The organism is Burkholderia sp. HMSC10F09 (genome assembly GCF_001806955.1).
Classification (GTDB): domain Bacteria; phylum Pseudomonadota; class Gammaproteobacteria; order Burkholderiales; family Burkholderiaceae; genus Burkholderia; species Burkholderia multivorans.
In genome coordinates, this window is sequence record NZ_KV786564.1 from 1 (window position 1) to 2,206 (window position 2,206).

At 65.8% G+C, this 2,206-nt stretch carries 2 protein-coding genes and 1 pseudogene; all 3 read left to right on the forward strand.

What is annotated here, in order from left to right:
• Positions 1–352: pseudogene (locus HMPREF3115_RS04910) on the forward strand (aminotransferase class III-fold pyridoxal phosphate-dependent enzyme); the annotation flags it as partial.
• 61 nt (positions 353–413) lie between these two features.
• A complete protein-coding gene (locus HMPREF3115_RS04915) occupies positions 414–1,529 on the forward strand; it encodes a polyamine ABC transporter substrate-binding protein (RefSeq protein ID WP_006408006.1) in 1,116 nt (371 codons plus the stop codon).
• 188 nt (positions 1,530–1,717) lie between these two features.
• Positions 1,718–2,206 (forward strand): ABC transporter ATP-binding protein (locus HMPREF3115_RS04920; RefSeq protein WP_141751640.1); only part of this gene is annotated, 489 nt, incomplete at its 3' end.

Below are 2,206 nucleotides of genomic sequence, written 5' to 3' on the forward strand. Positions count from 1 at the left end.
CGACGAGGGCATCGTCGAGCGCGTGAAGCGCGACACGGGCCCGTACTTCCAGGCACTGATGCGCGAGACGTTCGCACGTCATCCGATCGTCGGCGAAGTGCACGGCCACGGGCTCGTCGCGAGCCTGCAGCTCGCCGAGGCGCCGGCCGAACGCCGCCGCTTCGCGAACGGCGGCGACGTCGGCACGATCTGCCGCGACTTCTGCTTCAACGGCAACCTCATCATGCGCGCGACCGGCGACCGGATGCTGCTGTCGCCGCCGCTCGTGATCTCGCGGCAGGAAATCGACGAACTCGTGTCGAAGGCGAAGCGGGCCGTCGATGCGACCGCCCAGCAGCTGGGCCTTTCGTAACGGCTTTGCCTACAGGTGTGCGGCGGGCGCCGCACGCCGCCACAACCAGGGGAACTCCACCATGCGTGCTCGCTTTCTTCGTCATGCCTGCTCCGCCGCTGCCCTTGCCGCAGCAGCCGCGTTCACGTCCGTCGCCAGCCCATCGGCACATGCCGACGAGCTGAACGTCTACAACTGGTCCGACTACATCGCGCCGGACACGATTCCGAACTTCCAGAAGCAGACCGGCATCCACGTGAAGTACGACAACTACGACAGCGACGACACGCTGCAGGCCAAGCTGCTCGCCGGCAGCTCGGGCTACGACATCGTCGTGCCGACGTCGAACTACATGGCCAAGCAGATTCAGGCCGGCGTGTACCAGAAGCTCGACAAATCGAAGCTGCCCAATCTCGCGAACCTCGATCCCGTGCTGATGAAGATGATCTCCGACGCCGATCCGGGCAACCAGTACGGCGTGCCCTGGGCATACGGCACCGACGGGATCGGCTACAACGTGCAGGCGGTGAAGAAGGCGCTCGGCGACAAGGCGCCCGTCGACAGCTGGGCGCTCGTGTTCGATCCGACCAACATGGAGAAGCTGAAGAGCTGCGGCGTGTCGATCCTCGACCAGGCGGTCGACGTGTTCGCGGCCACGCTGCAATACATGGGCAAGAACCCGAACAGCACGAATCCGGCCGACTATCAGGCCGCCTTCGACGTGCTGAAGAAAGTCCGCCCGTACATCACGCAGTTCAACTCGTCGGGCTACATCAACGACCTCGCGAACAACGACGTCTGCGTCGCGCTCGGCTGGTCGGGCGACGTCGGCATCGCGCATCGCCGCGCGGCCGAAGCGAAGCGCTCGTACGACATCCGCTTCGCGAATCCGAAGGAAGGCGGACTGCTGTGGTTCGACGTGATGGTGATCCCGAAGGACGCGCCGCATCCCGAGAACGCGCTGAAGTGGATCAACTACGTGTCGGATCCGAAGGTCAACGCGGCCATCACGAACACGGTGTTCTATCCGACCGCGAACAAGGCCGCGCGCCAGTTCGTGACGCCGGCCGTCGCCCAGGACCCGACCGTGTATCCCTCCGAAGAGGTGCTGAAGAAGATGGTGCTGATGAAGCCGATGCCGGCCGAGATCCTGCGGCTGGAAAACCGTCTGTGGGCGCAGCTGAAGACCGGCCACTGACCGCGATGCCGCACGGCGTCGCGCAGGCCGCCCGCCTGCCGCGCGCCTGACATTCGCGGACAGGGTCCGCCCGCGCGCGCCGCGCGCACCTGTTCCATCCGGCCCGAGCCGTTTTCCGCGAGTCGCGTTGCGCGCCTCGTGCGGGAGCGCTCGCGCCTGCAATCCGTGAAGAACGAATGGTGACTCCCATGCAATCGATTCCCTCTTCCGCCGCTGCGCGCCACGTGCAGCCGGCCGCGGCCGTCCGTGCGGCCAACGACGCGTTCGTGCGCATCGAAAACGTCGTGAAGAAGTTCGGCGACAGCACCGCCGTCGACAACGTGAACCTGACGATCGCGAAGAACGAGCTGTTCGCGCTGCTCGGCAGTTCGGGCTGCGGCAAGTCGACGCTGCTGCGCATGCTCGCGGGCCTCGAAACCGCGACGTCCGGCAAGATCTACGTCGACGGCGAAGATCTCGCGTCGCTGCCGCCGTACCGCCGGCCGGTGAACATGATGTTCCAGTCGTACGCGCTGTTTCCGCACATGAGCGTCGAATCGAACGTCGCGTTCGGGCTGAAGCAGGAAGGCACGCCGAAGCACGAGATTCGCGAACGCGTCGCCGACGCGCTCGCGCTCGTGCAGATGAGCAAGTACGCGAAGCGCAAGCCGCACCAGCTGTCGGGCGGCCAGCAGCAG